The sequence below is a fragment of the Candidatus Neomicrothrix sp. genome (assembly GCF_035329545.1).
Classification (GTDB): Bacteria; Actinomycetota; Acidimicrobiia; order Acidimicrobiales; family Microtrichaceae; genus Microthrix; species Microthrix subdominans.
Genome location: NZ_DAOLGP010000024.1, coordinates 1 through 21,981 on the forward strand (window position 1 = coordinate 1; position 21,981 = coordinate 21,981).

The 21,981-nt window shown below is 68.7% G+C and carries 22 protein-coding genes; 13 read left to right on the forward strand and 9 right to left on the reverse strand.

What is annotated here, in order from left to right; all coding sequences use genetic code 11:
* The first annotated feature begins 325 nt into the window (after nt 1-325).
* From PKD89_RS13105 to PKD89_RS13135, 7 genes are read left to right on the forward strand one after another with little or no spacing between them, the layout of a single operon-like run.
* Entirely contained in the window at nt 326-1,336 is a 1,011-nt protein-coding gene (locus PKD89_RS13105; RefSeq protein WP_289011431.1) for a substrate-binding domain-containing protein, read from the forward strand.
* Nucleotides 1,333-2,271: a PstC family ABC transporter permease gene (locus PKD89_RS13110; protein WP_287378858.1), complete on the forward strand. Its 939-nt coding sequence runs from the start codon at nt 1,333-1,335 to the stop codon at nt 2,269-2,271. Before PKD89_RS13105 ends, PKD89_RS13110 begins: the two co-directional genes overlap by 4 nt.
* Before the next feature lie 13 nt (nt 2,272-2,284).
* Nucleotides 2,285-3,265, forward strand: coding sequence for a phosphate ABC transporter permease PstA (gene pstA, locus PKD89_RS13115; RefSeq protein WP_287378860.1), 981 nt, complete (start codon nt 2,285-2,287; stop codon nt 3,263-3,265).
* Entirely contained in the window at nt 3,262-4,182 is a 921-nt protein-coding gene (pstB, locus tag PKD89_RS13120) for a phosphate ABC transporter ATP-binding protein PstB (protein WP_320413474.1), read from the forward strand. The genes pstA and pstB overlap by 4 nt, the downstream gene beginning before the upstream one ends.
* 23 nt (nt 4,183-4,205) lie before the next feature.
* Complete coding sequence (gene phoU, locus PKD89_RS13125; protein WP_324332491.1) at nt 4,206-4,982, forward strand: phosphate signaling complex protein PhoU; 777 nt, start codon at nt 4,206-4,208, stop codon at nt 4,980-4,982.
* Nucleotides 4,983-5,005: 23 nt separating this feature from the next.
* A complete protein-coding gene (locus PKD89_RS13130) occupies nt 5,006-6,151 on the forward strand; it encodes a sensor histidine kinase (protein ID WP_287378865.1) in 1,146 nt (381 codons plus the stop codon).
* Nucleotides 6,148-6,861, forward strand: a complete 714-nt coding sequence (locus tag PKD89_RS13135; protein ID WP_287378867.1) for a response regulator transcription factor — start codon at nt 6,148-6,150, stop codon at nt 6,859-6,861. Before PKD89_RS13130 ends, PKD89_RS13135 begins: the two co-directional genes overlap by 4 nt.
* On the opposite strand, the gene PKD89_RS13140 is transcribed toward PKD89_RS13135, so the two are convergent.
* Together PKD89_RS13140 and PKD89_RS13145 are read right to left on the reverse strand one after the other, a co-directional pair.
* Nucleotides 6,837-7,262 carry a cupin domain-containing protein gene (locus PKD89_RS13140; RefSeq protein WP_287378869.1) on the reverse strand — a complete coding sequence of 142 codons (426 nt, stop codon included), beginning with the start codon at nt 7,260-7,262 and terminating at the stop codon, nt 6,837-6,839. The genes PKD89_RS13135 and PKD89_RS13140 overlap by 25 nt on opposite strands.
* A 55-nt stretch (nt 7,263-7,317) precedes the next feature.
* On the reverse strand, nt 7,318-8,307 hold the full coding sequence (locus tag PKD89_RS13145) for an aldo/keto reductase (RefSeq protein ID WP_287378871.1): 990 nt from the start codon (nt 8,305-8,307) through the stop codon (nt 7,318-7,320).
* Nucleotides 8,308-8,329: 22 nt separating this feature from the next.
* On the opposite strand from PKD89_RS13145, the gene PKD89_RS13150 reads away from it, so the two are divergent.
* On the forward strand, nt 8,330-10,912 hold the full coding sequence (locus PKD89_RS13150) for an ABC transporter permease (RefSeq protein WP_324332492.1): 2,583 nt from the start codon (nt 8,330-8,332) through the stop codon (nt 10,910-10,912).
* Nucleotides 10,913-10,916: 4 nt separating this feature from the next.
* Here the strand turns inward: PKD89_RS13150 and PKD89_RS13155 are convergent, their stop codons facing one another.
* On the reverse strand, nt 10,917-11,897 hold the full coding sequence (locus PKD89_RS13155; RefSeq protein WP_289011428.1) for a fatty acid desaturase: 981 nt from the start codon (nt 11,895-11,897) through the stop codon (nt 10,917-10,919).
* Nucleotides 11,898-11,924: 27 nt separating this feature from the next.
* Here PKD89_RS13155 and PKD89_RS13160 point away from each other — a divergent pair, with 27 nt between their 5' ends.
* From PKD89_RS13160 to PKD89_RS13175, 4 genes are read left to right on the forward strand one after another with little or no spacing between them, the layout of a single operon-like run.
* Nucleotides 11,925-12,743, forward strand: a complete 819-nt coding sequence (locus PKD89_RS13160) for a PaaX family transcriptional regulator C-terminal domain-containing protein (protein ID WP_289011427.1) — start codon at nt 11,925-11,927, stop codon at nt 12,741-12,743.
* A gap of 18 nt (nt 12,744-12,761) precedes the next feature.
* Nucleotides 12,762-13,196 carry a nitroreductase family deazaflavin-dependent oxidoreductase gene (locus tag PKD89_RS13165; protein ID WP_287378883.1) on the forward strand — a complete coding sequence of 145 codons (435 nt, stop codon included), beginning with the start codon at nt 12,762-12,764 and terminating at the stop codon, nt 13,194-13,196.
* The gene (locus PKD89_RS13170; protein ID WP_289011426.1) at nt 13,196-14,242 is read left to right on the forward strand and encodes an NAD(P)H-dependent amine dehydrogenase family protein; all 1,047 of its coding nucleotides are present in this window, start codon (nt 13,196-13,198) and stop codon (nt 14,240-14,242) included. The genes PKD89_RS13165 and PKD89_RS13170 overlap by 1 nt, the downstream gene beginning before the upstream one ends.
* Complete coding sequence (locus PKD89_RS13175; protein WP_287378888.1) at nt 14,239-15,111, forward strand: LLM class F420-dependent oxidoreductase; 873 nt, start codon at nt 14,239-14,241, stop codon at nt 15,109-15,111. The genes PKD89_RS13170 and PKD89_RS13175 overlap by 4 nt, the downstream gene beginning before the upstream one ends.
* A gap of 8 nt (nt 15,112-15,119) precedes the next feature.
* Here the strand turns inward: PKD89_RS13175 and PKD89_RS13180 are convergent, their stop codons facing one another.
* From PKD89_RS13180 to PKD89_RS13205, 6 genes are all read right to left on the reverse strand, one after another.
* Nucleotides 15,120-15,755: a DsbA family oxidoreductase gene (locus PKD89_RS13180; RefSeq protein ID WP_287378890.1), complete on the reverse strand. Its 636-nt coding sequence runs from the start codon at nt 15,753-15,755 to the stop codon at nt 15,120-15,122.
* Between the two features lie 31 nt (nt 15,756-15,786).
* On the reverse strand, nt 15,787-16,521 hold the full coding sequence (locus PKD89_RS13185) for a type 1 glutamine amidotransferase (RefSeq protein ID WP_289011425.1): 735 nt from the start codon (nt 16,519-16,521) through the stop codon (nt 15,787-15,789).
* Nucleotides 16,511-17,779 (reverse strand): DUF3089 domain-containing protein, encoded by a 1,269-nt coding sequence (locus PKD89_RS13190; RefSeq protein WP_289011424.1) that lies wholly within the window; start codon nt 17,777-17,779, stop codon nt 16,511-16,513. The genes PKD89_RS13185 and PKD89_RS13190 overlap by 11 nt, the downstream gene beginning before the upstream one ends.
* A 25-nt stretch (nt 17,780-17,804) precedes the next feature.
* Nucleotides 17,805-18,722: a cation diffusion facilitator family transporter gene (locus PKD89_RS13195; protein ID WP_287378896.1), complete on the reverse strand. Its 918-nt coding sequence runs from the start codon at nt 18,720-18,722 to the stop codon at nt 17,805-17,807.
* On the reverse strand, nt 18,719-19,648 hold the full coding sequence (locus tag PKD89_RS13200; RefSeq protein ID WP_287389896.1) for an LLM class flavin-dependent oxidoreductase: 930 nt from the start codon (nt 19,646-19,648) through the stop codon (nt 18,719-18,721). The genes PKD89_RS13195 and PKD89_RS13200 overlap by 4 nt, the downstream gene beginning before the upstream one ends.
* A gap of 124 nt (nt 19,649-19,772) precedes the next feature.
* The gene (locus PKD89_RS13205; RefSeq protein WP_287389894.1) at nt 19,773-20,369 is read right to left on the reverse strand and encodes an NUDIX hydrolase; all 597 of its coding nucleotides are present in this window, start codon (nt 20,367-20,369) and stop codon (nt 19,773-19,775) included.
* Nucleotides 20,370-20,389: 20 nt separating this feature from the next.
* Here PKD89_RS13205 and PKD89_RS13210 point away from each other — a divergent pair, with 20 nt between their 5' ends.
* Entirely contained in the window at nt 20,390-21,976 is a 1,587-nt protein-coding gene (locus PKD89_RS13210; protein ID WP_287389892.1) for a hypothetical protein, read from the forward strand.
* Nucleotides 21,977-21,981: the final 5 nt, after the last annotated feature.

The window sequence follows — 21,981 nt, forward strand, 5'->3', positions numbered from 1 at the left end:
AAACACAACCGCTGGAAACAGAAGGGCTTCCGGATCCAGCGGGACCCGACCGGCACGTGGCACACCACCCGCCCCGACGGCAGCCAACTCGAATGAGCGCCAACCGGCAGTGAATCGAGGTGGGGGAGTGATGAACCAATCGGCAGTGACCCACCCGGGCCTGACCCACCCGGGCTGAGGCTGTCACCCGAAGGTTCGCCATCTGTTCAGCTGGCGTTCACCTGGGCAGCACCTGCGCGTCAACTCACCTCCGTACCGTTCGTCTCCTCACCACGAATTCCGTCCTACATCTGGCGGAACACCACCTGACACCGAGGAGACGAGAGTGAAGAAGCGAACCCGTCCAGCCTTTCGATTTGCAGCACTTGCGCTGGCCGGTGGCCTTGCCGTCAGTGGTTGCAGCGGATCGAGCAATAGCGGCGGCGGCGAAGGAGCGGCCGAAGGCGAGATCGCCATCTCGGGCTCGTCCACCGTCGAGCCCATCTCGGTGCGAGTCGGCGAGCTCTTCGCCGAGTCCGGCGGCGTGTTGCCTTCCGTTGAAGGCCCCGGAACCGGCGACGGTTTCAAGAAGTTCTGCGCCGGCGAGACCGACATTTCGGACGCCTCCCGGGCCATCAAGGACGAGGAAAAGGCCACCTGCGAAGAGGGGGGCGTGACCTATACCGAGCTGCGGATCGCCAATGATGCGATCACGGTGTTGACCAACGCGTCCAACGACTCGGTGCAGTGCCTGACCTTCGATGACCTCTACGGCTTGGTGGGTCCCGAGTCCGAGGGCGTGAAGACCTGGTCCGAGGCCACCGCCAAGGGCGCCACATCCAAGCTGCCCGATGCACCGCTTGAGATCTTCGCCCCGGGCACCGAGTCGGGCACCTACGACTCCTTCTATGAGCTGGCGATCAAGGACATCGCCGATGAGCGAGGCATCCCCGAGGACGCGCAGATCCGTCCGGACTACGGAGGCCTGGCCAACGACAACGAGATCATCTCCGGGCTTCAGTCCGTGGATTCCAGCTTCGGTTGGGTGGGCTTCGCCTTTGCCGAAGAGGCGACCGGCGTGCGGGAGATCGAGGTCGATGGCGGTGAGGGCTGTGTGGCCCCGTCGGCTGAGACCGTCGCAGATGGCACCTACCCCCTGGCCCGGCCGCTGTTCATCTACGTGAACAACGAGAAGCTGGCCGACAATGCGGCACTGTCCGACTTTGTCGACTTCTACCTGTCCGATGAGGGCATGGCCGCCGTTCCCGAGGTGGGGTACGTACCGCTGACCGACGCCGACCTCGAGGCCACCCGCACCACCTGGACCCAGGCCAAGGCCGGGGCCCCCAAGTCATGAGCTCCGGGCTGACGTTGGCCGATCTGGCCGGCTCGAAGCAGCGCAACCGCATCGAATCGCTGGTGAAGGCCGGCGTCGGCTCGGCTGCGTCCCTCAGCATCGTGATCAGCGTCGCCATCCTGGCCGTGCTGGTCATCCGATCGGCCGGGTTTCTGACCCAGGTGGAGTGGTCATCGCTGGTCAGTTCCCTGGGCTGGTTCCCCCGCAGCAACCGGTATGACCTGGTGACGCTGCTGCTGGGATCGCTGTGGGTCACCGGCATCGCTCTGGCGGTCGCCACGCCTGTCGGGGTAGGAGCGGCGGTCTATCTCTCCGAGTACGCCTCGAAGCGGGTACGCCGGTGGTTGAAGCCGTCGGTGGAGATTCTCGCCGGGTTGCCGTCGGTGGTTGTGGCGTTCTTCATCCTTCAGGTGATCTACCCCACCGCACTGGAGGGCGTGCTCGACTCGAAGTACACGCTGTTCGCGGCGGGCATCGGCGTGGGCATCCTGACGATCCCCATCGTTGCCTCGGTCACCGAGGACGCCTTGTCGGCCGTGCCGAACTCGCTTCGGGAGGCCAGCGTGGGCCTGGGTGCCCGCAAGGCGGTCACCACCGTGCGGGTCGTGCTGCCGGCGGCGGTCTCCGGCATCACCGCAGCCCTCATCGTCGGCGCCAGCCGAGCGCTGGGCGAGACCATGTTGGTCACCCTGGTGGCCGGCGGTGCCAACGGTTCGGCTCGGGCGTTTGGTCCGGGGTCGGCTGGTGGTGGCGTCACGATGACGTCGGCCATGGCAAACCTCGCTGCCGGGTCGGATTCGGTGGCCGTTAGCAGCGGCGTGACGCTCAACCCGGTCAACTCCTTGTACGTCGTTGGCCTCGTGCTGTTCATGTTCACGTTGGGGCTGAACCTGATCGGCGACCGGCTCGTTCGCCGCTTCCGCCAGAGCTATTGAGAAGGACGTAGCCATGACGATTGCATTCACCCGCCGCCGCCAGCGCGAGGCCACCGCCGAGGCGGTGCGCCAGGCCATCACCCGGGGCGGCATCGATGTGTCCGGCTTGGTGTTCAAGGGCTTGGTGGCGGGATGTCTCCTGGTGGTCATGGGCCTCCTCGTGTGGCTGTTCGCCGACGTGGTCATAGCGGCCCAGCCCTACCTCGCCGAGCGAGGGTTCATGGGCTTTCTCGGTGGGACGTTGTCGAGCCAGCCCGGCACCTACGGGGTGTCTCAAGGCATCATCGGTACGGTCTGGATCCTCGTGTTCGTGGCCGTCTTGGCTTTCCCCATCGGGCTTGCCGCCGGGATCTATCTGGAGGAGTACGCACGGGACACCAGGTTCACTCGTCTGGTGAACCTGGTCATCCGCAACCTGGCCGGGGTTCCGTCGGTCGTCTACGGCATCTTGGGGCTGGCCGTCTTCAAGGAACTCCTCGGCGGCGCCGGGAAGGCCAACCCTGCGTGGTATCAGTTCACGGGCGGTCCTACGCTGATCGCCGCAGGGATGACGATGGCCATCCTGGTGTTGCCCATCGTCATCATCACCTCGGCCGAGGCGATCCGGGCGGTGCCGGGCAGCTTGCGTGAGGCGGGATTCGGCGTGGGGGCAACCCGGTCCGAGGTCATCCGCAGTCACGTGCTGCCCTATGCGGCGCCGGGCATTCTCACCGGCACGGTGCTGTCGTTCGCCAGGGCCATCGGTGAGGCCGCCCCACTGCTCATGGTGGGCGCCATCACCGGATTGTTGCCCACCTACGGCACCGTCCCCGATCAGCTCACCGGCAAGTTCACAGCACTGCCGATGGTGATCTACGGAACCCTGAGGAAACCCGAGTCCCAAGGTTGGCCCGCCGTAACGGCCGCCGTGATCCTCGTGCTGATGGCGGTGTTGTTGGTGGCCAACGCCGGTGCGATCTTTGCTCGCAACTACTTTGAGAGGAAGCGCCAATGAATTCCAAGAGCGTACGACCGGCGGCCACGACCCCACCGACCTCGTCCGCAGGTCGCACCGGCCGTCGATTTCTCGGAGGTGCCAACGCCACCGCCGTCGTCGATAAGGATCTGCACCTCATGCCTGACCTCGTGACCGCCCCCGTGTTCGAGGTGTCGGACCTGTCGGTGTACTACGGCGGGTTCCAAGCTGTGCGAGATGTTGGCCTCACCGTTCGAAGCGGCGAGATCACTGCGTTCATTGGTCCCTCCGGCTGCGGCAAAAGTACCGTGCTGCGCTGTTTCAACCGCATGAACGACCTGATCGACAGTGCCCGGGTGACCGGTTCCGTCAATTTTCGGGGCGTCGACCTGTACGACCCGGCGGTTAACCCGGTGGAGGTGCGGCGTCGGGTGGGCATGGTGTTCCAGAAGCCCAACCCCTTCCCCAAGTCGATCTACGCCAACGTGGCCTACGGCCCCAAGGTGGGTGGCGCCAAGAAGGCCGACCTCGAAGAGATCGTTCAGACCAGCCTGACCAAGGCGGCGTTGTGGGACGAGGTGAAGGATCGGCTGGGCGACTCGGCGATGGGACTGTCCGGCGGCCAGCAACAACGTTTGTGCATCGCCAGGGCCATCGCATCCCAGCCTGAGGTGGTGCTGATGGACGAACCATGTTCGGCGCTTGACCCCATCGCCACCGCCCGCATCGAGGAGCTGATGCGCGAACTTCAGCACGAGTACACCATTCTGATCGTCACCCACAACATGCAGCAGGCGGCGCGGGTGAGCGATAAAACGGCCTTCTTTACAACCGAAGTGAGCGAAGACTCCGACCGCCGAACCGGTATCCAGGTGGAGTTTGACGACACGGAGAAGATCTTCTCCAACCCGTCCGATGAGCGCACCGAGAACTACATCACGGGTCGGTTCGGGTGAGTCAGCCACACACAGGTGCGATGATGAGCGACGTGGTCGACCCTCATGACATCCGCAAAACCTTCCACGACGACCTGGATGAGATCACCAATCAGCTCGTCGCCATGGCGGCGTTGGTGACCGAGACCATTCCCAGGGCCACGGAGACGTTGCTGGCGGTCGATCTGGCCGAGGCCCAGGCGATCATCGTCGACGACGACATTCTCGACGGGCTGATGGTGGAGGTTGAGGAGTCGTGCTACCGGGTGCTGGCGCTGCAACAGCCGATGGCCGGCGACATGCGTGCGATCGTGGCCGCTATCCGAATGGTGTCGGAGATCGAGCGGTCGGGCGATTTGGCGGTCAATATCGCCAAGGCCACCCGACGCATCTACGGCATCACGATCACGCCACGTCTTCGGGGACTGATCGCTTCGATGGGCGAGGAGGCGGCCCGGCTGTACCGGTTGGCTATACAGGCCTATGCCGACGGCGATGCGCCGATGGCCGCGGCGCTGGATGATCTTGATGATCGGCTGGACTCGTTGCACCGCGACTACATCGCTGAGATCTTTGCCGCCCACGACGAGGAGCGCTTGACGTTGCAGGAGGGTGTGCAGCTGGCCCTGATCGGGCGTTACTACGAACGCATCGGTGACCATGCGGTCAACATCGGTGAGCGGGTGCGCTACATGGTGACCGGCTGGATGCCCGAGCAGAAGGGTGCCGAGCGCGCTGCCCGACGCAGTGAGGCGTCCGCTGCCGACGTCGACGGGCCCGCAGGGTCGAGCTCCAACCAAAACAGCGAAGCTGACGGGTAGCACCCCAGCTTGATCGTTCACGCGTGAGCACGGCCGCGATGGTGTTGGTGGCGCTGTTGGGCGTCGGTGCCGGGGCACTGGCGGTTGCGTGGCGCCGGACCCGCCGGACTTTGACGCTGGCACACCTGTGCGTTCGACAACTCGAGGTCGAGTTGTCGAACGCACAGGTCGACGCTGGGCCCTTCGAACTGCAGCGGGTGGTCGATGCGCTACCGGTGGCGGCCGTGATCTGTGATGACACGGGCGCCGTGCAGGTCCGCAACCCGGCGGGTGCCTCGCTCTTGGAGCCTCGCATCGAGTCGGCACTCGTGGGGCGCAGCCTGCGCGCTGCCCTGACCGAGGCCGCCGGCGGTGTTCGGGTGCGGCGCGTTGAAGAGCTCGTCGGACCTCCATTGGAGCGCCACGTCGTCACCGCCATTCCCCTCGACGGTGGCGGCGCGGTCGCCGTGGTGCAGGACGACTCCGACGTGGCCCGCACCGAGGCGGTACGTCGAGACTTCGTGGCCAACATCTCCCACGAGCTCAAGACACCTGTTGGGGCGGTTGCCCTGCTGGCCGAGATGCTCGCCGATGAGCCGGACCCGGCGACTGCGCAGCGCTTCGCCACCCGGATCGAGGGTGAGGCCCAACGCCTGGCGAGGTCGGTGGACGACCTGCTTGAACTGACCCAGATCGAGTTTGGGCTGCCGGCCGTTTCCACCGACGTCGCCCTCGACGAGGTGGTCGACGAGGTGCTGGCTCGGGTGGCGGTGGTCGCAGCCGACCGAGGGATCTCGGTTGGCGGTCCGGACGAGCGCACCCGGCTGGTCGTACGGGGCGACGCCCGTCAGCTTGGTTCGGCGCTGTACAACCTGGTTGACAACGCAGTGAAGTACTCGCCCGACGGCGGCACGGTGTGCATCGGGCTACGGCGCGACGGTGGCGGCCTGATCGATGTCGAGGTGGCCGACTCGGGCATCGGCATTCCCGGCGCCGACCTCGAGCGCATCTTTGAGCGGTTCTACCGGGTGGACCGCGCCCGCGGCCGCGACACGGGCGGAACCGGCCTGGGCCTGGCGATCGTCCGCCACGTCACCCAGAATCACGGTGGCTCGGTGGACGTTCGTTCAACCGAGGGCGTCGGCACCACCTTCCTGATGAGGTTGCCGGGCCGGGAGACCCCACGATGAGCAAGGGCACGATCCTGGTCGTCGAGGACGAGGAGTCGTTCGTCGATGCGCTCACCGTCGGCTTGGGACGGGAGGGCTTCGAGGTGGCGGTGGCCCGCACCGGCGCCGAGGCGCTGGAGATGTTTCCGTCGGTCGAGCCCGATCTGGTGTTGTTGGACGTGATGTTGCCCACCGTGTCTGGGCTGGATGTGTGCCGGGAGCTCCGGGCCCGCTCGAGCGTGCCGATCATCATGGTGACCGCCAAGAGCTCCGAGATCGACACGGTGGTCGGCCTCGAGGTCGGTGCGGACGACTACGTCACCAAGCCATATTCGATGCGCGAGCTGTTGGCTCGCATCGGTGCCGTGCTGCGTCGTCGCGGGCTGGATGCCGTCGGGCTCCGAGAGGCCGACCACGAGGAGGTTGACTTGCTGGTCGGCGGCGACGTCATCGTGGACCTCGACCGTCACGAGGTGACGGTGCGGGGCGAGCTGGTCAACCTGCCGCTGAAGGAGTTTGAGCTGCTCGCCGTGCTGATGGAGAACCCCGGACGAGTGCTGCCAAGGGCCACGCTGATCGACCGGGTGTGGGGCGGCGATTACGTGGGCGACACCAAAACCCTCGACGTCCACATCAAGCGTCTGCGCTCCCGCGTGGAGGCGGAACCGTCCGCTCCCGAACGGATCATCACCGTGCGCGGGGTGGGCTACAAGTTTGTGCCGTCCGGCTGAGGCGCCGCCCCTGGGGGATGGTCACGAAACCAGTCGACGATGGCGGGCATCGACCGCTCGAAGTTGCCGGGCGTAGCGATGGTGAACACGGCGGCCGGCGCATCGCTGCGGTTCTCGAAGTCGTGGGTCGTGCCGCCGGGCACGAGCACGAACGTGCCCACCGGAGCGTCGTCCCAACGGTCGTCGATCAAGAAGCTCATCGTGCCCTCGGTGACGAGGAAGACGTCGTCCTCTGGGTGATGATGGGCGCCGGGGCCGGTCGTGTGGGGATCGAGGCGCCACGTCGAGATCGAGTAGGCGCCGTTGGTCTCTGCCCCGTCGGCGACGAACGTGGCGGCGATCCCACCCATGTCGTAGCGGCGCCCGGCGCCGGGGGGCAGAACGATCGGTGATCGGGTCATGATCCCAACCTACGGCTGGGCCACCCGTCCGGTCTTGAACAAATGGGAACGTGGGTCAGCCGTGCTGCCAGATGCGCTGGCTGATCGTGCGCTGGCCCGACAGCGCCAGGCCGTCGAGCACCTCGAGTTCCTCGGGGGTGAGGCTCCAACCGAGGGCGCCGGCGTTCTGGGACGCCTGCTCGGCGTTCTTGGCGCCCGGGATGGGCACGGCGCCCTTGGCGATCAGCCACGCCAGCGACACCTGGGCGGGGGTGCGGTCGTGGGGCTCGCCGATGCGGGCGAGCTCGGCGGTGATCCGGTCGACCTGTTCCATCGGATGGGCCGAGAAGGTGCGCTCCTTGGGGGGAGGGTTGGCGGCGGAATACTTGCCGGTGAGGCGTCCCTGACCGATCGGGGAGTAGGCCAGCGGGACGACGCCCAGCCGGCGGCAGGCCTCGATCAGCCCGGTGGTCTCCGGCCGGCGGCGCAGCAGCGAGTACTCGATCTGGTTCGAGGACAGCGGGACGCCCCGGGCGGCGAGCTGGGCGTGGATCGAGCCCATCTCACCGATCGAGTAGTTGGAGACGCCCACCGCGTCGCACAGCTTGGCCTCGACCACCTCGGCCAGCGCGTCGGCCAGGGCGGAGTGCGAGCGCAGGCTGACCGGTCCGTGCAGCTGGTACAGGTCGACCCGGTCCACCCCCAGCCGCTCCAGCGAGGCCTCCAGTGCTGAACGGAGGGCAGTGCGCACGTTGAGCTTCCACGGCGCGGGCATGAACTTGGTGGCAATGAGCGCCCGCTCCCGCCGGGCGGGATCGCCCTTGAGCAGGCGGCCGATGATGCGTTCGCTCTCGCCGTCGCCGTACACCTCGGCCGTGTCGAACAGGGTGACGCCGGCCTCGAGCGAGGCATCGAACGCCTCGGCGATCGTCGCCTCGCTGATCCCGGTGTCGTAGCCGCCCATGCCCCATGTGGACTTGTCGCCCCACGCCCACGTGCCTACCCCGAGCGGGGCAAACGAACGGGACGAACCGGGGAATGAGAGCGAGGACGTGGCGGTCACCATCGGTACAACCTACCGGGGGTGGGTGGCTCGGTACGCTGGTCGCTTTCCCTCCTGGAGCGCCGCCATGTGGAAGTTGATCCGAGCCGGGCTGTGGTCCCGCAAGCTGCGACTGTTCACGACAGCGCTGGCGGTGGCGCTGGGCGTGGCGTTCACCACCGGCACGTTGGTGCTGACCGACACGATCGGCAAGGTCTTCGACGAGCTCTTCGACCAGATCACCGAGGGCACCGACTCGCTGGTGCGAGGCGCCAACGAGGTGCAGAACCCGTTCGGCCCCAGCGAGCGCAACCGTGTCCCCGCGGAGCTGGAGAAGCAGGTGGCAGCGCTGGACTCGGTGAAATCTGCCGAGGGCTTCATCCAGTTCCAGGCGCAGGCGACCGACATGAAGGGCGATGCGCTCAAGCCGGGGTTCGGGCCCCCGACACTGCTGCAGAACTTCTCCGATAATCCCAACTTCGCCACCTGGAAGTTGAACAAGGGCAAGAAGCCTTCTGGCCCGACCGAGGTGGTGCTCGACGTCACCACCGCCACCGAAGCCAAGGTCTCGATCGGCGATGAGGTGCAGGTGTTCGCGGCGGCAGCGCCGCGCACGATGACCGTCGTCGGATTGGCGACGTTCGGCAACGAGAACAACCTGGCCGGCGCCGCAGCGGTGCTGACCGACCTGAAAACCGCCCAGGAGCTGTCCGACTACGGCGACAACTTCTTTTCCATCCAGGTGTCGGCCGTCGACGGTGTCTCCGAGCAGCAGGTGACGAACGACATCAACCGGATGTTGCCCAAGGACTATGAGGCGATCACCGGCACGGCCTTCAACGAGGAGACCCAGAGCGCGATTCGCCAGGGCCTGGGGTTCTTCCAGACCTTCCTGTTGGTCTTTGCCGTGGTCGCAGTGGTCGTCGGTGCCTTCCTGATCTACAACTCCTTTTCGATCCTGATCGCACAGCGCACCCAGGAGCTGGGCCTGATGCGTGCGATCGGTGCCGTGCGCAGCCAAGTGCTGGGCACCGTCGCGATCGAGGCGGCGGTCGTTGGGGTGATCTCGGCGCTGGTGGGGCTCGGGCTGGGCGTGCTGCTGGCCAGCGGCATGCGCTCCCTGTTGGCCGGGTTGGGCATCGAGCTGCCCTCGGGGCCCAACGTCGTCACCGTGTCGACCATCGTCGTCGCTTTCGTCGTCGGCGTGGGCGTCACGATCGGCGCAGCGTTGTTGCCCGCCCGCCGGGCGGCGCGGGTGTCGCCGATGGAGGCGCTGCGTTCGGCCTCCCATGACGACAGCGGCTCGAGCAAGGTTCGGCTGATCGTCGGCCTGGTGCTGACCGCAGCGGGGGCGGCGCTGTTGGTGTGGGGGGCCGTCGCTACCGCCCCGTTGCTGGTTGGCTTCGGCGCCGGAACGATCCTGGTGGCTGCGGTGGTGCTGGGGCCACGTATCGCCGTGCCCGCGGCGCGACTGATCGGAGCCCCAGCGGCCCGACTGCGGGGGATCACCGGATCGCTGGCCCGTCAGAACTCGATGCGCAACCCGGCTCGCACCGCCACGACGGCGTTGGCGCTGGTGATGGGCGTGTCGATCGTCGGGTTCGTCACCGTGCTCGGGGCATCGACCAAAACCTCGGTGACCAAAACCGTCGAGAAGCAGGTGATCGGCGACCTGGTCGTGACCGCCAGCCAGTTCGACCCGACCGGTGGCCTGCCGCCCAGCTACGGCGAGCAGATCGCCAAGTTGCCGGGCGTGAAGCTGGCCTCGCCGATCAGGTTCGGTTTCGGCCAGCTCGACGGCGAGTCCGGCGGGTCGATCGTGATCGGTGCCGACCTCGCCGCGCTGTCGAAGGCGGTCGACCTGGGCACGACGTCGGGGACGACCGACCTGTCCGCCGACCAGGTGGCCGTGTCGGCTGCCGCCGCCAAGCGAAACAGCTGGAAGCTGGGCGACACGGTCACGTTCACCGGCCCGGACTCGGGCCCCCAGAAGTACACGGTGGGGCTGATCTTCGAGAACGCCGACACGCTGGCCGGCACGGTCGTGTCGCTGAAAGGTTTCGATCGGATCACCGAGACGCCCAAGGACTTTCAGATCACCGTCCAGGTGGCCGACGGCGCGTCGGTCGGCAAGGTGAAGTCCGAGATCGAGGGCGTCCTGGGCGACTTCCCGGGGGCCGAGGTGAACGACCTGTCGGCGTTCGTCAAGAGCCAGACCGCGCAGATCGACATCTTCTTGAACATGTTGTACGTGTTCCTGGCCCTGGCCGTGTTCATCGCCCTGTTGGGCATCGCCAACACGCTGGCGCTGTCGATCTTCGAGCGCACCCGCGAGGTAGGGCTGTTGCGGGCGGTGGGCATGGTGCGCTCCCAAGTGCGCTCGATGATCCGCTGGGAGTCGGTGATCATCGCCGTGCTGGGTACGGTGCTGGGGCTGCTGATCGGCCTGGTGGTGGCCGGCGCCATGATGGCCAGCCTGCGCGACCAGGGTTTCAGCGCCTTCGATCCAGCGCCGGTGCGGTTGCAGGTCATCACGGTGCTGTCGGCGATGGCCGGTGTGCTGGCGGCGCTGCGGCCGGCGCGGCGCGCCGCCAAGATGGACGTGCTCGAGGCCGTCTCCAGCGAGTAGGGCGTCAGCCCGAGCTGGCCGCCCGCCAGAAGGCCCGGTAGGTGGGGTAGGGCGCCTCGGGGGTCACCCAACCGGCGGCCACCAGCTCGGCGTGGAAGTGGGGCAGGTTGCGCCACGGCACGCCCATGTCGGTGTGGTGCGCCAGGTGCCAGCCGGTGTTGTAAGGCACCACCCAGCAGCTGGCCAGCCGGCTCTGGCCGACGTGGTGGGTGGTGCGGCGCCGGTCCTTGGAGCGCTCCATGCCCCCGTGTTCGGCGATGGCCCGCAGCCGGTTGAGCACCCTCCACACGGTCATCCACGGCGCCAGCCACAGCACCGGGTAGGCCCACCAGGCGCCGGTCGCCAGGGCGGTCGCCACCCAGATCACCGCCTGGACGGCCAGAATCGTGCCGCCGATGCGGCGGCCCTGGGCGCTGCGCAGCGAGGTGAGCAGCGGCTTGAGGTTTTTCCACCCCGAGCTGCCCAGGGCATCCCGGGTGAGCTTGCGTCGCCAGGACGCCTTGGTGATCGGGTAGCCCGAGTACAGCGCCGTGTCGGGCTCACCGGGGCCAAACTCCTCGCGGTGGTGGGCGAAGTGGCTGCGCCGGTACAGCTCGAACGGCACGAACGCGGGGCTGGCGAGTAGCCAGCGGCCGACGAGGTCGTTGGCCCGTCGATTGCGGAACAGCAGTCGGTGGGCCGCCTCGTGGGCCAGTATCGCCAGGCGGGCGAACATCGGCCCCATCCACACGAACAGGGCGGCGTAGCCGACCGGCTGGCCCCAGCGGAATGCCAGCGCCCAGGCACCAGCGATGGCGGCCCACAGGCCGAGCACGGTGCCGACGTTGCGGTATGAGGCGATGCGCCGCAGGTCGTCGCGCAGGGGTGCCTTGGCCTTGCCCGATGCGGTCAGCACCTCGGTCGGCAGCACGTCGGGCAGCGCGGAGGCGGGTGGAACCAGCGTTTGGCGGGTGGGGTCGTTGATGGGTGCAGCGGTGACGGCCACGGCCGTGATGTTACGCTTCGACGACACATGACGCCAACACGTGACACCCTGGAAAGGCCGAGGCCGCTCACCGCCCGCTCGGTGCTGGCGTCGACCCTGCTCGGCGTCACCCCACCGCGACTGTCCACCCGGGTGCTGGTGCGCTCGGGGGAGCTGTTCGGTGTGGGCGAAAGCGCCACCCGCACCGCCCTGTCCCGAATGGTGGCTGCCGGAGAGGTGGCCCCCGACGGCGACGGCTACCGGCTGGCGGGACCACTGGTCGACCGCCGCGCCCGCCAGGACCGGTCGCGTCGGGGCGGCACCGTTGCATGGAAGGGCGCATGGGTGCTGGTCATCGTCGAGTCCGGCCGCCGCTCGCCGGTCGACCGGGCCGCCTTTCGAACCGCCGCGGGCCGGGCGCGGCTGGCCGAGCTGCGCGACGGTGTGTGGTGTCGGCCGGACAACCTGGGCGACTCCCGGTCGCTCGAGGTCGACCCAGTGCTCACCGCCCCGCACCGCTGGTTTCGTGGGGCCATGCCGGTTTGGGAGGAGGATGGGCGTGAGCTGGCGGCCCGCCTGTGGGACCTCGACGGCTGGGCCGCCACCGCCAGCGAGCTGATCACCGGGCTGGACGGCCTGGCCCCTCGCCTCGTGGCCGAGGACCTCGATGCCTTACCCGCTGCGTTCGTCGCCTCCGCCGATGCGCTGCGGCACCTGGGCGGCGACCCGCTGCTGCCGGCCGAGCTGTGCCCGGCGGACTGGCCGGGGGCCGAGCTGCGGGCGGCGCACCGCAGCTTCGACGGCGCATTCGGGGTGACGTGGCGGCGCTGGCATCGTGGCGTCGACGGCGCGGCGCCGGGGCGGTAGTTCGCGTACCGTGTGGACATGCCACTCACCGGAACGTACGTGCCCAGCCCTTGGGAGCCGATCGCCACGCAGGTCGCCCAGTACGAAGCGACCGGTGGGGTCGAGGGAGGCGAGCTGCAAGGCGCGCCGTGCATCATCCTCACCACGGTCGGCAACCGCTCGGGCAACCTGCGCAAGACCCCGCTGATCCGGGTGGAACACGACGGAGCGTACGTCGTGATCGCCTCGATGGGCGGGGCGCCGCAACACCCGGCCTGGTACCACAACCTGGCCGACGGGTCGGCCGTGACCGTTCAGGACGGACCCGACGTGCACGACCTGGTCGCCCGGGAGCTCGACGGCGACGACAAGGACACCTGGTGGTCTCGGGCCACCGAGGTGTGGCCCGCCTACGACGACTATCAGGCATCGACCGACCGGCGGATCCCGCTGGTGCTGCTGGAGGAGAGCTGATGACGATCAAGGTGATCCAGTGGGCCACCGGCACGGTGGGCGAACACGCGGTGCGGGGCATCGTCGCCCACCCGCAGCTCGAGCTGGCCGGGCTGTGGGTGCACTCCGAGGCCAAGGAGGGCGTCGACGCCGGTGAGCTGGTCGGCATCGACCCCACCGGGGTGATCGCCACCCGGGACGCCGACGAGTTACTCGCCTCCGACGCCGATGTGGTCTGCTACACCGCCAACAGCGACCTGCGGCCCGACGGCGTGATCGACGATCTGGAGCGCATGCTGGCCCTGGGCAAGAACGTGGTCAACACCTCGTTCGTGCCGCTGCTGGCCCCGGAGCTCGCCGGCCCCGGCGTGGCCGACCGGCTGCGGGCCGCCGCCGTCGAGGGTGGGGCCACGCTGTACACCTCCGGCATCGACCCCGGCTACGGCAACGTCGGCATCACGGTCGGCGCCCTGGCACTGTGCAGCCGGGTCGACTCGGCGCGCATGACCGAGATCGTCAACTACGCCACCTGGGACAACCCCTTCACCATGTTCGACATCATGGGCTTCGGGCGAAGCTCAGAGTCCGAATCGATCCTGTTGGCCCCGGGTTCGACGGCGCTGGCCTGGGGTCCGGTCGTCTCACTGGTCGCCCGGTCGATCGGGCTGAGACTCGACGACATCGTCGAGCGCCACGAGGTGATCTACGCCGACGAGGACATCGAGATCGCCTCGGGCACCGTGCCGAAGGGCGGCCTGTCCGGCATGCGCTTCGAGGTGATCGGCATGGTCGACGGCGTCGAGCGGATCGTGCTCGAGCACGTCACCCGGCTGCTGGATGAGGACCGACCCGACTGGCCCCAGGGGTCGGGCTACCGCATCGACATCTCAGGCGACCCCAACGCGCACCTCGAGCTGGAGCTGAGCTCGCCCAACGGCGACCACAACTACGCCGGGTGCCTGGCGACCGCCATGCACGTGCTCAACGCCGTGCCGGCGGTCGTCGCTGCCGAGCCGGGGCTGGTGACCATGCTGGACCTGCCGGTGTACTCGGCGGATGCACGATGATCGACGCCGGTATTCAGGTGGGGGTGGTGTACCCCCAGATCGAGTTGGGCGGCGAGGCCGACGCAGTGCGGGCGATCGGCGACGCCATCGAGGCCCAGGGGTACCGCCACCTGGTCGCCTACGACCACGTGCTCGGGGCCGAACAGGCCGACCGGCAGCCGGAGCTGACCGGCCCCTACGACGAGAACGATCCGTTTCACGACCCGTTCGTGTTGTTCGCCTACCTGGCCGGTCGCAGCGACACCCTCGAGTTTGCATCCGGGGTGCTGATCCTGCCCCAGCGCCAGACCGCGCTGGTCGCCAAGCAGGCGGCCGACCTGGCCGTGCTGTCGGGCAACCGGCTTCGCCTCGGCGTCGGTGTGGGCTGGAACTGGGTGGAGTACGAGGCGCTGGGCGAGGACTTCGCCACCCGCGGCCAGCGTGCCAACGAACAGATCGAGCTGTTGCGCCGCTACTGGACCGAGCCGACCGTGAGCTTTGCGGGCCGCTTCGACCGGGTGGAGCGGGCCGGCATCGTGCCCCGGCCGTCCATGTCGCCGCCGGTGTGGGTCGGCGGGTTCGGAGCGGCGTCGCTGCGCCGGGCGGTGCGCCTCGGTGACGGCTTCATCTTCGGTGGTCCCCGCATCCACGTGGCCGAGCAATGGGCCCGGTTGAAGGAGCTGCTCGCCGAGGCCGGACGACCGCTCGAGGGCTTCGGCGCCGAGTACCTGATCCTGTCGAACAAGGGGCCCGCCGACGTGGCGGCCAAGGTGGGGCAGTGGCGCGATCAGGGTGGCAGCCACGCGGCGATCGTCACGATGGGCCTGGGGCTCGACTCGACCGAGGCCCACGTCGACTATTTTGGCTCGGTGGCCACCGCGCTGAGTTAGCCCAGCCCTCAGCTGATTCCGGCGAGCACCTCGGTGGGCACGCTCTCGAACTGGGGTCCCTCGGAGCGGTCCCGCTTGGTCTCCCAGAAGCCGAGGGTTTGGGCCAGCGTGACGAACGCGTCCCAGGCTGCCACCGCCCCGTCGCCGGTCGGCACCCGCGAGATCACCGGGCCGAACAGCCCGACACGTTGCCCGTCGGTGCCGTCGAGGGCCATCAGCGGCGTGCCGACGTTCCCGCCGGTCAGGGCCAGGCCCTCGTCCATTGCCGCCTGGATCACCTGATCGAAGCGGTCGTCGTCCTGGGCCCCGGCCAGCTTCGGGTCCAAACCCAGCGCCTCGAGGTCGTCGGCGACGTGAAAGTCGTGGTCGTCCTCGTGATGGATGTGGGTGCCGAAGCGGGTGTACAGCTCGCCGATGCGGTCCTCGTGGCCGGCCTCGCGCACCGCTTCGACGACGCGCAGCAGGTTGCGGCTCCACAGGGTGGACTCATAAAACTCATCGTCGGGTTCGGGGGCGTTCTTGAGGAACAGGCTGATCGGGCGCCACGTGACGTCCAGGTCCCGCTCGGCGGCCACGGTGGCGACCCACCGCGAGGTCAGCCAGCACCACGGGCAGATGGGGTCAAACCAATAGTCGATCTTCACGCGGCGCTCTCCTCGGGGAGTTTCGGAGGCCCTAGTCTGGCGCGTTTTCGGGAGTGCTCCCCAGCGTGTCGATCCAGGCATCGAAGAAGCGGTGGGACGATGCGTCGAGGTCGGCCTCTGACTCGCGCAACTCGTCGGTGAAGTGCTCGAGCGTCACGTCGGCCCGTTCGAGTACCGGCGCGACGAGCGACTGGGCCCATGCGACGGCGGTGTTCGCGTCGGTCTCGGGATGGAACTGCACGCCGAGGGCGGAACCGACGCGGAAGGCCTGGATGTAGTCGTCCGAGCTGGCGAGGAGGGTGGCATCCGGTGGCAACTCGAAGGTGTCGCCGTGGACGGCGAACACCGCGTCCCCGGCGTGGGGCATCACCGCGTCCCGCCGTCCGGCCTCGGTCGGGTGCAGCCGGTACACGCCGGCCTCCACCCGGCGTTCGGAGCGGAAGGCACGACCCCCGGTGGCGTCGGCGAGCAGCTGGGCCCCCAGGCAGATACCCAGCATCGGCACGTCGTCGCTGGCCACCTGGGCGATCCAGGCCTTCTCGTCGACGAGCCAGGGATGCCCGTCGACCTCGTAGGCGCCCATCGATCCGCCGAGCACGATCACACCGTCGATACCGGCGGTCGGCGGCAACGCGTCGCCGCCGGCAGGCCGGACCATCGTGACCTGGTGGGCGGCCAGGTGCGGCGCCAGCCGCCCGACCGACGCGTCGGGTTCGTGCTCGATCACGAACAGGTTCAACTGAGGAAGGCCTTGTTCACTGGACATAGGCTTTGGTCTGAGCGGTGACCAGGGCCTGAATGTCGCCCATCACCAGGCTGAGGTCGAGCAGGTGAAGGCCCCACTCGGGGCTGAGATCGCCGCCGATGTCGTCGGCCCGAGGGTCGGCGGGGTCTCCGTTGACCGTGACCTCGAGCCAGTCGGTGCGATCGTCGCCGGTGCACTCACCCGAGGTGAGGCCGGGAAGGGTGACGTAGGGGGTGTCGACCACCGCTACCTCGGGGTCGACCCAGGAGTTCTCGACGGTCGGATCAGGCGGCGCTCCGTCGCTGCCCGCCAGGATCGTGCCACCCCGGTTGGCGGGGAAGAACCCGCTGAGTTCCGCCGACCCGCTCGACAGCCCGGCGGACAAGGCGGCCGGGTTGATGCACGCCGCCCTCATGGCGTCCTCGGCAGTACGCCCGAAGATGGCGTTGTCCGGCGGGGGAGCGGTCGAGCGGTAGCTGGCCCAGCTGAGGAAGCAGCCGGTGTCCTCAGGCGAGGAACACGGCGCCACGTTGTCGAAGTCGCCACCGACGTCCTGGCCCTCGGGCACGTTGACTGCGGCGCCGGGCAGGTAGGCGGACACCAGGCGTTCCCGGACGTCGTCGTTGGGGTCGATCTCCTCGGCGATCAAACGCTTGAGCAGGCTGGAGCCTTGCGAGTGGCCGATCAACACCACGCCGCGGCCGTCGTTGGCCTCCGCCATGTAGCTCTTCCAGGCGTCGAGCACGTCACCGTAGGCGGTGTCGCGAGCCTCTGGCGTCGCCGCACCGCCGATTCCGGCCAGCGTGACCTGCTGGTATACCGGGGCGAACACCCGGCACTGCTCGCCCAACCGGGCCACCTGGTTGCGGGCGGCGTAGCCCTCCTGGTCGGGTGAGGCGTCGAGGTCGCTGTTGAGGCCAGCGTCCCGGCTGATCGTCGGGTAGACGTAGAAGCAGTCGATCGGTGCGTCGGGGTCCGCCGTCCACGGCAGCTCTCGGGTGGACCCGTCCGCCTTGACCTCGGTGGCGTCCAGGTCGTCGTCGCACAGGTCATCCGCATCGGGATGGCACAACCAGTTGTCGGTACCCGCGTACTGCTCCGGGGTGTAGTCGGCGTAGCGCTCGAGGGCAGCCGGGGTGGTCGTGTCCGCAGGCCCGGAGCGGTCGGGGGTGCTCGTCTCGGATGACTCGTCACTGCATCCGACGGCGACAAGCGCAACGACGGCCAGCCCGCAGGCAAGCCGCTTCGGCAGTGACGTGGCGCTCGTGCGGGGGAACATGGTGGCGATCGTAGGGCGCTCGTCGTTACCAGGTGACCTCGGATGGGACCGGGTCGCCGTCGGCCTCGACGAGCAGCGTGCCGTGGGAGATGTCGCAGTGACGCTCAAAGAGCTCCTGGGCGCGCTCCAGCACTGCGTGCCGATCGGTGTCCCGGGTGACGCCCAGCCGGGCGGATGCGGCATCGAGGTCGGCGCTGAGGGTCCAGACGTCAAGGTCGAGCACGTCGAGTACCCCGTCGATGCGGCGGAGCGCCGCCTCCAGACCGACGAGGTCCAGGTCGGGCGGGGCGGCCTGGCGGAGGATGCGCACGCCCTGGCGGCCAAGGCGAAATCCCCTCGGCAACAACCACAAGGCCAGGCCGATGCCGATGATCGGGTCAACCCAGCTCCAGCCGGTGACCTCGAGCACGACCGCGGCGACGATGACCCCGACCGAACCGATCGTGTCGGCAAGCACCTCCAGGTAGGCGCTACTCAGCCGGAGCGACCCCTGGGTGGGATCCCGCAGCAGGTAGAACGCGACGATGTTGACCGTCAGGCCCACCAGGGCGACGATCAGCATCGGCAGGCCGCGCACCGTCGCTTCGCCGGTCAGCTCGATGACCGCCCGCGCGACGACGTACATCGCCATCGCCAGCAGCAGCGCCGACGCGATGACCCCGATCAGGATGCGGAGGCGATAGGGCCTGGAGGCCTTCGTGCTGGGGAGGTGGCGCACGATCGCTCTCAGGTCCCGCCGGGAGGCGAGCTGGATGGCGGCCAGCGACATGCCCATGCCGACGACGTCGGCGAGCATGTGCCCCGAGTCGGCCAGCAGGGCACTCGACCCGGTCAGCACGCCGGCGACCAGTTCGACGACGAAGAAGACCGCGATCAGCCAGAAGGCGATCATCAGCCGCTTGCGCTGGCGGAGGGCGGCAGGATCGAGCTCCGATGGCGTCATCGGGCGGGGGCCAGCGCCCCGACGACGTTGGCCATCAGCTCACCACAGCGTGGGTCGACCGTGGCGGGCACCAGGATGACCTCGTCGACCACACCGGTGTCGGCCAGGCCGAGCAACGCGTCGGTCAACGCTGAGGGGTCATCGAGGGTGGCGGTGGCGGCGGTGTCGGCGGCGAAGCGCCGCCCGAAGATCGCCAGGTAGTTCTCGGTGAAGCTGCGCAGCGTCGGGGTGGACCCTTCCCCGAGGGCGACGAAGCAGGCCACCTTCAGATGGGGTCGGCCCTTCCGTCCGGCGTCGGCCCAAGCGTCGGCGGCACGCCCGGCCGCCGCGGTCACCTCGGTCGCATCCAGGCTGAGGTCGAACCAGCTGATGCCGTCGGCCCAGCGCGCCGCCCGCGCGGTGGCCTTGGGCCCCATCGCTCCCGAGTACAACGGCGGGCCGCCCGGCTGCACCGGCGGAGGGCCGAGCGGCGGAGCGCCGTCGAGCACCGAGTCGCCGGCCCACCAGCGCCGTAGCTCGGCCACCTGGTCGTCGAGGCGCTGGTGGCGGTACGACCAGTCCACACCGAGCGCCTCGAAGTCCTGGGGGCGCCCACCGACGCCGAGGCCCAGCTCGACGCGTCCGTCGGTGATCACGTCCAGGGTTGCCACCTGCTTGGCCAGCAATGCGGTGTGATGCCAGGGGCCGACCGCCAGGTTCAACAGCACGCGCACCCGGTCGCAGCGGCCGGCCGCGGCGCCCATCGTCGTCAGCATCTCGGTGTTGTGGAAGGTGATCCGTTCGCCGCAGCTGATCGAGGAGAATGGCCCGTCGTCGATCAGATCGCACCAGTCGACCAGCGTCGACCGGGACCAGCCTCGCGCCATCGTCGGGAGGGCCGCACCCACATCGAGGGGAACCGCCGGGGCGTCGCTGCGTTGCGTCATGGCCCGAGCGTAGGTTGATCCCATGACCGAGGGTGCCGCCACAGGTAACGAGTTCACAGATGAGGGTGGCGATCCGGCGTGTTGGGCACACCTGTTCGCCGACGACGAGGAGCTCGAGGGGGCCTCAGACCGGGGTGAGCGCGATCGCCCGGCGCACGAGCCAGCCGGTCAGGTCGTCGATGGCGGGGTCGAGTGAGTCGAGCTCGTCGACGCTGACCCAGGCGAGCGCATCGCTCTCCTCGTTGCCCACCTCGACGGCGCCGGGCGGTGCGACGACGAGAAACCGCAGGTCGAGATGATCGTGGGCGGGCTCGTTGCGGCGGCCCGAGACCGTATGGGCGTCGACGTCGATCGCCGGTGCGTACAGGGTGAGCCCCTCGATGCCGCACTCTTCGGTGGCCTCCCGCAGGGCGACGCCGGCCAGGTCGCAGTCGCCATCGGCGTGACCGCCCATCTGCAGCCAGCGGCCGACCTTGGCGTGGAGCATCAGCAGCGCCCGGGTGCCGGTGGCGTCGACGATAACCGCAGAACCGGTCAGATGGCCCGGCGCGCAGCTGCGGTGGGCGGCGTCCGGGTGATCGTCGAGAAACGCCAGGATGCGGTCGCGGTCGTCGGTCGCCCCCTTGCGTCCGACCAGCGTTGCCCGCAGCTGTGCCCGGGTGACGTCGAGGTCCGACGACCCCGAAGGTGCCGGGCTCACGGAAGCGAGAAATTCGTTCATCGTCTCGTTATCCTGCCCGAGTGACCCCCTCAGATGCCCAAGCTGGGCCCGACGAGCGCCCGGCCACAGGGTCGATGGCGCGGCTGGCGGAGCTGGCCGGGGAACCGCTGGCGTGGGTGGGGTTGATCGTGGCGACGTTTGGGGTGATCGCTCGCGCCTGGGTGATCTCCGGTCCGATGGGCACCCCCGACCTGGACGCGGCCACCGTCGGGATCCAGGCCCAGCAGTTCCTGGACGGCCATCTCCAGGTGTTCTTCCTCAACCAGCCCTATGGGGGAACGCTCGAGGTGGCGATGGTCGCGGCTGCGTTCGTTGTTGGTGGCGTCAACGTCGCCATGATGAAGCTGGTGCCGTTGGCGCTACACGCGGTGGCGGTGGTGCTGACGTGGCGTATCGCCCGTCGGGTCACCGACGACCGGCTGGCACGGTTCCTGGCGCCATGTCTGCTGTGGATCTTCCCGGCGGGCATGGTGTGGAACTCGACCAAGCAGCGCGGCTTCTACGGCATCGCCATCGTGCTGGCGGCGCTGACGCTGCTCTTCGCCCTTCGGGTGGTTCAGGAGGGCACCGCGACGGCCGACCTGGTGGTGTTGGGGCTGGTCGCCGGTCTCGGCTGGTGGACGACGCCGCTGCTGGCGCCGATCGCCCTCGCCTCGGGTGGTTGGGCGCTGATCGAGAGCCCAGATGCTCGGCGGAGGGTGGCGTGGCTGGTCATCCCGGCGGCGCTGGGGGCGGCGCCCTGGTTGGGTTGGAACGCGGTCAACGGCTGGGAATCGCTGAGCGGGGGGCGGGCGGAGGGGTGGGACTGGCTCGAGGGGGCCTCGGGCTGGCTGCGCAGCCTCGGCATGCTGACCGGAACCGCCACGCCGTGGGACCTGAGCCGAAACCTGGTCCCGTGGTGGCTGGCAGCGCTGATTCTCGGGCTCGTCGTCGTCATCGCCTGGCTCCGAACGCGCGAGGCGGTCGGTTGGTTGCTGCCCGGCATTGTCGTGATCGTCGGGGTGACCGCCCCGCTCAACCTGGTCTTGGCGCTCAGCCCCGGCGCTCCTCGGTACCTGTACCCGCTGATGCCCGTCGTCGCGGTCATCCTGGCGGTGCTCGTGCCCGACCGGTCGCCGAGTCGGGCCGCCTGGGCCGCCGCCGGGGTGCTCACCATGGCGGCCGCGCTGACCGCATGGGGGCTGGTCGGCATGGACGAGCTGGCCAACGAACCAACGCCCAACTTCTTCATTGCCTCGCCGGGCATCGACCGTGTGGTGCACTACCTCGAGCGTCGCGGCATCGATGTGGTCACCACCGATTCCGCCGGAATGCAGATCACCTTTCTGTCCGGAGGCGAGATCGTGGCGTCGTCGTTCGGGTCTCCTCGGGTGGAGGACTTCGAGCGGCTGGCCGCCGCCGTGCCCGAAACCACCTTCGTGCTGGCCGGCGGCCCGCCCGACAACCCCAAGCGTCTCCGCACCTGGGCCGACTCCTCGGGCGCCACAGTGACCGACGAGGCCCACATCGGTCAGTACTGGGTGATCAGCTTCGATCAGCGGGTGACGGCCAATCAGGCGGACCTGCAGGTGTTCGGTGGCGTCGCTCCCCCCGCGTCCGGGGAGTAGACCTG

Coding starts and splice junctions, on each gene's coding strand:
- phoU (WP_324332491.1), top strand. CDS start 4,206: ATGAGCGACGTGGTCGACCCTCATGACATCCGCAAAACCTTCCACGAC.
- PKD89_RS13185 (WP_289011425.1), bottom strand. CDS start 16,521: ATGTCCAGTGAACAAGGCCTTCCTCAGTTGAACCTGTTCGTGATCGAG.
- PKD89_RS13140 (WP_287378869.1), bottom strand. CDS start 7,262: ATGACCCGATCACCGATCGTTCTGCCCCCCGGCGCCGGGCGCCGCTAC.
- PKD89_RS13145 (WP_287378871.1), bottom strand. CDS start 8,307: ATGGTGACCGCCACGTCCTCGCTCTCATTCCCCGGTTCGTCCCGTTCG.
- PKD89_RS13135 (WP_287378867.1), top strand. CDS start 6,148: ATGAGCAAGGGCACGATCCTGGTCGTCGAGGACGAGGAGTCGTTCGTC.
- PKD89_RS13170 (WP_289011426.1), top strand. CDS start 13,196: ATGACGATCAAGGTGATCCAGTGGGCCACCGGCACGGTGGGCGAACAC.
- PKD89_RS13190 (WP_289011424.1), bottom strand. CDS start 17,779: ATGTTCCCCCGCACGAGCGCCACGTCACTGCCGAAGCGGCTTGCCTGC.
- pstB (WP_320413474.1), top strand. CDS start 3,262: ATGAATTCCAAGAGCGTACGACCGGCGGCCACGACCCCACCGACCTCG.
- pstA (WP_287378860.1), top strand. CDS start 2,285: ATGACGATTGCATTCACCCGCCGCCGCCAGCGCGAGGCCACCGCCGAG.
- PKD89_RS13205 (WP_287389894.1), bottom strand. CDS start 20,369: ATGAACGAATTTCTCGCTTCCGTGAGCCCGGCACCTTCGGGGTCGTCG.
- PKD89_RS13195 (WP_287378896.1), bottom strand. CDS start 18,722: ATGACGCCATCGGAGCTCGATCCTGCCGCCCTCCGCCAGCGCAAGCGG.
- PKD89_RS13160 (WP_289011427.1), top strand. CDS start 11,925: ATGACGCCAACACGTGACACCCTGGAAAGGCCGAGGCCGCTCACCGCC.
- PKD89_RS13175 (WP_287378888.1), top strand. CDS start 14,239: ATGATCGACGCCGGTATTCAGGTGGGGGTGGTGTACCCCCAGATCGAG.
- PKD89_RS13110 (WP_287378858.1), top strand. CDS start 1,333: ATGAGCTCCGGGCTGACGTTGGCCGATCTGGCCGGCTCGAAGCAGCGC.
- PKD89_RS13165 (WP_287378883.1), top strand. CDS start 12,762: ATGCCACTCACCGGAACGTACGTGCCCAGCCCTTGGGAGCCGATCGCC.
- PKD89_RS13200 (WP_287389896.1), bottom strand. CDS start 19,648: ATGACGCAACGCAGCGACGCCCCGGCGGTTCCCCTCGATGTGGGTGCG.